Raw genomic sequence first — 8603 nt, forward strand, 5'->3', positions numbered from 1 at the left:
GATGACTCAGGCCGCGTTGGCGCGGCGCATACGGCGCCGGCGCTCGGAGGCTCGCTCGTCCTCATTCAGGCCACCCCACGTTCCGTACTTCTCGGGGCGTGAAATCGCGTAGTCGAGACATTCGGTACGGACCGGGCACTGAGCACAGATCTCTTTGGCCTTGCGTTCACGAATCTCCCGCTCCGGCTGGCGCTCGCCATCGGGGCCGAAGAAAAGCACAAGGTCTTCGCCCCGGCACGCGGCGGCATCCTGCCACCCCCAGCTCGGGCGGGGGCGCAGCGCGGCCTGCCGACGTACCTGAGACATGGTTGAACCACCTCTACTAAATCACTAGTAAGCTATTGGAAAGCTGGGTCAGACAAACTCGTTTAAGCGGCGTGAGTCACCCCGCATGACGGAACGCCATGCGGTGCTTCGGTGTTCCCCGGTGTGGCTTAGACCACTGCGGCGCAGATCCGCCGAAGACGGCGGGCGCTCACGCGATCGGACGGGGAGGCGGTGATCGCTCTCCCTGCGAGCCGGTACGTAATCATGCCATCCCCAATCCCGCTTACGCACGGGGGTGGGGAAATTACTCGCTCAACCGTTATCGAAACCTGATCCGCGCTGACCGATCCTTGGTCCCGTGTCCGATTTCGTGAGATTTCGCAAGTTTCTGGCTCCTACGACCGAGCCCGAAACATCATATGACTCTTTTCCGATCTTGCCTAGAGGTAACGCTCTGATGCCCGGATCACATTCCGGTCCAGCTTCCGGCGTGCCGCTCCGCCGGCCGCCGCCCGTTCCGCCGGAGGCGGGTCAGAGCTCGCGCTCCTCGCCCGGAAGTAGCCGGGCGTAGTCGACGTCGGGCAGGGTCACCCCGAAGTTCTTGGCGTAGACGCCGGCCCCGTTCTCGCTGAGCAGGCCGTCGTGCACCGCGATCGCGCGCTGCGGACGGACTCCGCGCACGTAGTCGATCACCTCGGAGATCTTCGACCAAGGAGCGTGCACCGGCAGCAGCAGAGTGTCGACCGGATCCTCGGGGACGGTGAGGGCGTCCCCGGGGTGGAAGACCGCCCCGCCCGGTGCCGACACCCGGAAGCCCACGTTGCCGACGACCGGAAGATCGGGGTGGATCACCGCGTGCCGCTCGCCGTAGACGTCCACGTCGAACCCGGCCATCCGCACCGAGTCGCCCTGGGCGACCTCGTGTACCCGCGCACCGAGGTCCCGGAGCTCGTCGAGCTGGGCGGCGATCCCCGAATGGGTGTGGATCTCCAGGCCGGGCCGGGCCTTCACCGCTGCGCGCAGCCGGTCCATGTCGAAATGGTCGGGATGCTCGTGGGTAATAGCGACTGCGTGGGCCCCTACCGCGGCGTCGTGCTCGCTGAACCCCCCGGGATCGATGACCAGGGTCGCGCCGTCCTGCTCCAGGCGCACGCAGGCATGTCCGAGTTTGGTGAAACGCACGGTCGGGATCCTCGGTTCGGCGGACAGGTGCGAATGCGCGACCGGGCGCCGCACCGCCAGGCCCGGTCGTCTACGGTGCCGACACTATCCGCGGTCCAGGTGATCCGACACCATCTCCTCGGCGCGTGGGGCCGCGCGTTGCCTGACCCGGCGCAGCAGCTCGCCCAGCGTGGTGGAGTCGACCGAGTCGGAGGCGGCCGTGCGTGCTGGAGAGGCGGGAGAGTTGTCGGCGGGCGCGGTTGCGTCCGCCGTGCTCGAAGCGGCTGGGGGAGGTCGCCGGGGCATCCGGGATCGCCGTGCTTCCTGTGCCACCCGCCACCATCCTCACCGAAGACGCTTCGCCCGTACCTTTGTCTGCCCTTCTTGGCCAGTCGCCACACCGAGGGGGGCGGGATTCTTGTTCCGGTGCCGCGCTGTCGGTGGGTGCGCGCTTTTAAGGGGTAGGAGGAAGACGGAACGGATCTTGGTGCGGGTTCGTCGTAGAAGGCCGTGGAGGAAGAGGTGGAGAGGGAAACCGAGGGTCGGCGGGGCGAGTACGACCCGGCCTTCGGACCCGGAGAAGAGAGGAAAGCGAACCGCCGTGGAACTGTTGCGACTCATCCTGAACGTCATCTGGCTGATCGTCGCGGGCCTGTGGCTGGCGATCGGCTACGTGGTGGCCGGGGTCATCTGCTGCGTCCTCGTCATCACCATCCCGTTCGGTATAGCGTCGTTCCGCATGGCCAACTACGCGCTGTGGCCCTTCGGGCGCGAGCTGGCGCGCAGGCAAGGGGCGAGTGGAGGTAGCACCCTGCTCAACGTGATCTGGGTGATCGTGGCCGGGTGGTGGCTGACCATCGGGCACATCGCGACGGCCGTCGGCCTCGCGGTGACCATCATCGGTATCCCACTGGCGTGGGCCTCGTTGAAGATGATCCCCGTGGCCCTGGCTCCGTTCGGCAACGAGATCGTGCACAGTGACCGTGCACGGGACCCCTGGCGGTTCTGAGGGGGCCGCGTTGCCGCCGGCCGGTGCGATACAGGGGGCACCCGCCCGGAACTAAGTAAAGAAGACGTCGATGGCATCGGGGCTACCCGGCGCACGGATAAGGGGCCGAAGTTGCAGGTGAGACGACCGTGGTACTGGTCGTTCGGGAATATGTGGCAGAACGCGCGCCGCTCCGGGGCGAAACCCGCTGATTCCGCGCGGCCGGAACGGTCGGAGCCGCCCCAGGAGCGGGAGGACGAAGCCGGAGCGAACGACCTGCTCCGCCAGGCGAGCGACGTCTGCTGGCGGCTGCTGGTCGTCGGCGTGGTGGTGGGGCTCCTGCTGTGGGGCCTCATCTACATCAGGGTGGTCGTCCTGCCGGTCGTCCTCGCGATCTTCCTCACCGCGCTGCTCATGCCGTCGGCCGAATGGCTGCGGCGCAGGGGGATGGGCCGCGGCCTCTCCACGCTGATCACCATACTCGGTGCGATCGCCGTCCTGGGCGGTGTCATCACGTTGGTCGTGCAGCCCGCCATCCAGGGGTTCGAAGGGCTGGTCCAGAGCGTCGGAGAGGCCGTCGGGACCCTGCAGGCGGTGTTCATCGGACTGGGCCTGGATCCGCAGTTGCTCACCCAGGTCGTCGACGAGGCCGGAGGAGAGCTGCAGAGGCTCATGTCGGAGGACCGCGACCAGCTGGTGACCGGGGCCTGGGCCGCCGGGGCCGCGGTACTGGAGGTGCTGACCGGGCTCATCCTGGTGCTGGTGCTCACGGTGTACTTCGTGCACTCCGGCGACAGGCTCGTGGAGTGGATCCGTACGCTGTTCCCGGTGAAGTCGCGGCGCCCGCTGCTGGCCGCGGGCGAGATCGCCTACGGGGTCATGGGCCGCTACGTCCGCGGTATCGCACTGGTCGGGCTCATCGACGCGGTGGGAATCGGCATCTTCCTGATCTTCCTGATCGACTACAACCTCGCGATCCCGCTGATCGTGCTGACCTTCATCGGGGCCTTCCTTCCGGTCCTCGGGGCGTTCGTGACGGGGCTGCTGGCCGCCCTGGTCGCCTTCGTGACCGAGGGACTGGTCGTCGCGCTCGTCGTCGTCGCCGTGGTGCTGGTGGTGCAGCAACTAGAGAGCCACGTGTTCGCGCCCCGCGTCTACGGCAAGGCGCTGGAGCTGCCGTCGGCCATCGTGCTGATGGTCATCGCCATGGGATTCGTCGTCGGCGGTGTGCCCGGCATGTTCCTGGCGACACCGGTGGCGGCCGTGCTGGCGGCGCTGCTGCGCAACCGTCCGCTGGTCCCCTCTACGGAGAAGCGGGAAGGGGCGGCGACACCGGTGCCTCCCGCGGACAGGGAGCGCCCCGAGAACGCAGGCTCCCGCTCCGATCGGGCCGCGGTGGACAGGACCGCCGGCACGGACACGGGGGCGAGAGACGGAGACGGCAGGTAGCCGGCGGCCGGAGCGGGCGACGGAAAAGGAAAAGCGGGGATTTCCGGTACCGGTTACCCTGGGCCGGGTGCGTGTAATCCCGGATTGATTCCCGCTGCCCTGCCGCTCGCCCGCTGATGCGTTCACCTCCGGGCTGAGCCGGGACACCCGACCCCGCTGCCGCACACCCTCTTCGAGAAAGACGTCGTCATGCTGATCGCCTCCGACCTTGAACTGCGTGTGGGCTCCCGGTTGCTGCTGGAGCCCGTGTCCTTCCGTGTCGCCGATGGGGACCGCATCGGACTGGTGGGCCGCAACGGCGCGGGCAAGACCACGCTGACCAAGGCGCTGGCGGGGGAAAGGGCCCCCGACTCCGGGACGGTCACCACAGGGGGCAGCATCGGCTATCTGCCGCAGGACCCCCGCACCGGCGACCTCGAGGTGATCGCGCGCAACCGGGTGCTGTCCGCCCGCGGCATCGACGACGTCCTGCACCGGATGCACGCGGCCGAGAAGGACATGGCCAGCGATGATCTCAGGAGGCGGGACAAGGGGGTACGCAACTACGCACGGCTGGAGGAGCGGCTGCACGTGCTCGGCGGGTACGCGGCCGAGGCCGAGGCCTCCTCGATCGCCTCCAGCCTGGGGCTTGCCGAGAGTGTCCTCGACCAGCCCCTGCACACGCTCTCCGGCGGCCAGCGGCGCCGGATCGAGCTGGCGCGCATCCTGTTCAGCGGGGCGGACACGCTGCTGCTGGACGAGCCCACCAACCACCTCGACGGGGACTCCATCGTCTGGCTGCGCGACTTCCTCAAGTCCCACCAGGGCGGGCTCATCGTCATCAGCCATGACGTCGAGCTGGTCGAGCACGTGGTGAACAAGGTGTTCTACCTGGACGCCAATCGCTGCGTCATCGACGTCTACAACATGGGCTGGCAGGCCTACCTGGCCCAGCGCGCGGCCGACGAGCGCCGGCGCAAGCGGGAGCAGGCGAACGCCGAGAAGCAGGCCGCGACCCTGCAGAAGCAGGCGGACCGGTTTCGGGCCAAGGCGACCAAGGCCAGGGCCGCCCAGCAGATGCAGAACCGCGCCGAGCGGATCCTGGATTCCGTGCAGGGGCAGCGGAAGGTCGAGCGAGTCGCCAAACTGCGCTTCCCCGACCCCGCGCCGAGCGGGCGCACGCCTCTCGCGGCCAAAGGGCTGTCGAAGTCCTACGGGTCCCTGGAGATCTTCTCCGGTGTGGATCTGGCGATCGACCGCGGCAGCAGGGTGGTCATCCTGGGCCTCAACGGTGCCGGGAAGACGACACTGCTGCGGCTGCTGGCCGGGGAGGAGGCCCCCGACACTGGAGAAGTCGTGCCGGGGCACGGCCTGCGGCTCGGGTACTACGCACAGGAGCACGAGACGCTCGATGTCAAACGCTCCGTGCTGGAGAACATGATGAGCGCCGCGCCCGAGCTTCCCGAGGTGGAGGCCCGCCGCACCCTCGGCTCCTTCCTGTTCACCGGGGACGACGTCGACAAGCCCGCGGGCGTGCTCTCCGGTGGTGAGAAGACCCGACTGGCGCTCGCGGCTCTCGTGGTCTCCAGCGCGAACGTGCTACTGCTGGACGAACCGACCAACAACCTCGACCCGGCCAGTCGCGAGGAGATCCTCAGCGCGCTGCGCAACTACAAAGGGGCGATCGTGCTCGTCACACACGATGAGGGGGCGGTCGAGGCGCTGCAACCGGAACGGGTCATCCTGCTGCCCGACGGCGTCGAGGACATTTGGGATATGGAGCAGTTCTCCGACCTGATCGCCCTCGCCTGATCTTTTGTCTTCCTCCCGGGTAAACAGGGAGACGCGTGGCGGCGGCCAAGGTTGACGGCCCTTTTCTTTCGGCCCCTTTTCTGTCCTGTCCTAAATACGGGAATGCCTTCGACGCGTCCTCATAGGACTTCCGGCGGGTAGCCAGTGGCGGTGTCATGGCTGATCATGGGCAACGATGCCGTTTCGATCACCGAGAGCAAGGAGGGACTCGTGGCCGAGACCCTGAGAAAGGGCACCCGTGTGACGGGAACCGAGCGTTCAGAACTCGCCAATGAGCTGAAGAAACGTTATGACGACGGCGAGAGCATCCGATCCCTGGCCGCTTCCACCGGACGCTCCTACGGGTTCGTGCACCGCCTTCTCACGGAGGCGGGGGTAACGTTGCGTGGCCGGGGCGGGGCGACGCGCCGTTCGTGACCTCAGCTCTTTCGACGCGGGCCGGGGCGCGTTCCCCGGACCGCCGGGCCCGAGTGGCGGAGCGGCGCCCCCGGCGGGCTAGTCTTGGCGACCGTTCAGGATGACGTCGACCGTGCCGGTTCCGCTGGCATGGGAGAAGGCGGAGGTGAGCGTGGCCAACACAACGATGCCGACGGAGGACGGACTGTCGGCCGCGGGCGTGCGCCTGGAGGTCTCGGGTGCGGTCGCGACGATCACCCTGGCCCGCCCTGAGCGTCGCAATGCCATGACGGGGCGTACGTGGACGACGTTGGCCCATGTCGGCCACGCTCTGCCGGATTCTGTCCGAATCGTGGTGGTCAAGGGGGAAGGGGGGTCTTTCTCGTCCGGGATCGACCTCGCCATGTTCTCACCGGAGGGGGCCGAGGGTGAGAAGCCGCTCCTGAGTACTCTTGGCGACGGCTCCCTGGATCAGGCGGCGCTGGTCGAGACCATCGCCGGCTACCAGGAGGGCTTCCTGTGGCTGCGCCGGCCCGGCATCGTGTCCATCGCGGCTGTGCGCGGCCACGCGATCGGGGCCGGGTTCCAACTGGCGCTCTCCTGTGACCTGCGCATCCTCGCCGACGACGCGCGGCTGTGCATGAAAGAACCCGCGTTGGGGCTGGTTCCCGACCTCACCGGCACCAAGCCGCTGGTGGACATCGTCGGGGTGAGCCGCGCGATCGAACTGTGCCTGACCGCGCGTACGGTCTCCGCTGAGGAAGCCCGGGAACTCCGGCTCGCCGAGGCCGTGGTCGAGGGGTCCGCCCTCGACGAGACGGTGGACGACCTCGTGGCGGGACTGCTCGGCACCCCCGCCGAGGCCGCCGCAGCGACCAAGGAACTGCTCCTGCAGGCACCGGACAACACCCTCGAAGAGCAGGCGGAAGCGGAGCGTCGGGCACAGGTCGGGCGCCTCAGCGCGCTTGCCCGGACGATGCGGGGCTGAGGCGGCGGGGCTGGTCACCGGGCGCCCGCGCCGCTCAATGAGGCGGGGATCACCCGGCGGCGTCCGCTTCCGCGTGCCCGCCCGGAGTGGCGGTCTAGTACGCTGCACACGGCGGTCAACTCGTGCTGCGCGCATCCGGCGTGCTGGGCCGCTCGGCGCCGGGGTGAACCCAGTCGTCCCCCGTGTCGCGTTTATCCGGCGCGTTTGTGTGATTTCTTCGTCGGGCCCGTGCGGCCTCGAAGCCTTCCTCGAAACGCCGCCGAACGATGAGGAAGGTTTACGTCACTTGACGGACAATGCTGCGTGCCCGCTTTTCGCCGACCTCGGCCTCCCCGAGCAGATCGTCGCTCAGCTGGAGCGCAACGGTGTGACCACCCCGTTCCCGATTCAGGCCGCCACGATCCCGGACGCGCTCTCGGGCCGCGACGTGCTCGGCTGCGGCCGGACCGGTTCGGGCAAGACCCTGGCCTTCGGCCTCCCCCTTCTGATGCGCACCGGTGAACGCCGCGCCGACCCGCGCCGCCCCCGCGGCCTGGTGCTGGTCCCCACCCGCGAGCTCGCCCACCAGGTGCGCGACGCCCTGCTGCCGTACGCCCGGACCCTCGGCGTCCGTGTCGGCGACGTCGTCGGCGGCAGCTCCTACACCCGGCAGATCAACGAACTGCGGCGCGGCGTCGACGTCCTCGTCGCCACGCCGGGGCGGCTCAGCGACCTGATCGAGCAGGGCGCCTGCGAGCTCGACGACGTTGCGCTCACCGTGCTCGACGAAGCCGACCAGATGTGCGACATGGGCTTCATGCCGCAGGTCAGCGAGCTCCTCGACCAGGTCCAGTCCACCGGCCAGACACTCCTGTTCTCCGCGACTCTGGACGGCGACGTGGACAAGCTGGTGCGCCGCTACATGAACGACCCGGAAACGCACTCGGTCGACCCGCCGGTCTCGCACGTCACCACGATGGAGCACCACCTGCTCAAGGTGCTGCCGCGGGACAAGAACCAGATCGTCACCCAGATCGCGGCCCGCGACGGCCGGACCCTCCTGTTCGTCCGGAGCAAGCACCGCGCCGACAGCATCAGCGAGCAACTGGTCAACGCCGGTGTCCCCTGTGCCTCGCTGCACGGCGGCAAGACCCAGAGCGTACGTACCAAGACCCTCGCCAAGTTCCGTGAGGGCCGGATCCAGACGCTCGTCGCCACCGATGTCGCGGCGCGCGGCATCCACGTGGACGGCATCGACCTGGTGGTCAACGTGGACCTTCCCACGGGCCACAAGGACTACCTGCACCGGGGCGGTCGCACCGCTCGCGCCGGCGAGTCCGGCCGCGTGGTCTCGCTCGTCGCGCCCAACCAGCGCCGCACGGCCCGCAGACTGCTCGGCGACGCCGGAGTCGACGCCAAGCAGCATCTGGTGAACCCCGGCGACGAGATGCTGGCCCAGGTGACCGGCGCCCGCGAGCCCTCGTGGGAGCCCTGGGTGGAGCCGCCGGAGCCCGAGTCCCCGAAGCGGGGCCGGGGCGGTCCGCGCCAGCGGCGCAACGGCTACGGCCGCCCGCGCGGCGACCG

General features: G+C 68.7%; 8 protein-coding genes. 6 read left to right on the top strand and 2 right to left on the bottom strand.

What is annotated here, in order from left to right:
- Positions 1-6 precede the first annotated feature (6 nt).
- Together VS93_RS09500 and VS93_RS09505 are read right to left on the bottom strand one after the other, a co-directional pair.
- Positions 7-306 carry a WhiB family transcriptional regulator gene (locus tag VS93_RS09500; RefSeq protein WP_258862676.1) on the bottom strand — a complete coding sequence of 100 codons (300 nt, stop codon included), beginning with the start codon at positions 304-306 and terminating at the stop codon, positions 7-9.
- Positions 307-798: 492 nt separating this feature from the next.
- Positions 799-1449, bottom strand: coding sequence for an MBL fold metallo-hydrolase (locus tag VS93_RS09505; RefSeq protein ID WP_046469616.1), 651 nt, complete (start codon positions 1447-1449; stop codon positions 799-801).
- Between the two features lie 580 nt (positions 1450-2029).
- Between VS93_RS09505 and VS93_RS09515 the strand changes: the two genes are divergently transcribed.
- The 6 genes from VS93_RS09515 to VS93_RS09540 form a co-directional block, all read left to right on the top strand.
- Positions 2030-2437 carry a YccF domain-containing protein gene (locus VS93_RS09515; RefSeq protein WP_046469598.1) on the top strand — a complete coding sequence of 136 codons (408 nt, stop codon included), beginning with the start codon at positions 2030-2032 and terminating at the stop codon, positions 2435-2437.
- 111 nt (positions 2438-2548) lie between these two features.
- The gene (locus tag VS93_RS09520) at positions 2549-3865 is read left to right on the top strand and encodes an AI-2E family transporter (protein WP_046469599.1); all 1317 of its coding nucleotides are present in this window, start codon (positions 2549-2551) and stop codon (positions 3863-3865) included.
- A gap of 189 nt (positions 3866-4054) precedes the next feature.
- The gene (locus VS93_RS09525) at positions 4055-5656 is read left to right on the top strand and encodes an ABC-F family ATP-binding cassette domain-containing protein (protein ID WP_046469600.1); all 1602 of its coding nucleotides are present in this window, start codon (positions 4055-4057) and stop codon (positions 5654-5656) included.
- Positions 5657-5866: 210 nt separating this feature from the next.
- Positions 5867-6073, top strand: a complete 207-nt coding sequence (locus VS93_RS09530; protein ID WP_046469617.1) for a helix-turn-helix domain-containing protein — start codon at positions 5867-5869, stop codon at positions 6071-6073.
- Positions 6074-6239: 166 nt separating this feature from the next.
- Positions 6240-7040, top strand: coding sequence for an enoyl-CoA hydratase/isomerase family protein (locus VS93_RS09535; RefSeq protein ID WP_046469618.1), 801 nt, complete (start codon positions 6240-6242; stop codon positions 7038-7040).
- Between the two features lie 286 nt (positions 7041-7326).
- Positions 7327-8603 (top strand): DEAD/DEAH box helicase (locus VS93_RS09540; RefSeq protein WP_046469601.1); only part of this gene is annotated, 1277 nt, incomplete at its 3' end.

The organism is Allosalinactinospora lopnorensis, assembly GCF_000981225.1.
Taxonomy (GTDB): Bacteria; Actinomycetota; Actinomycetes; order Streptosporangiales; family Streptosporangiaceae; genus Allosalinactinospora; species Allosalinactinospora lopnorensis.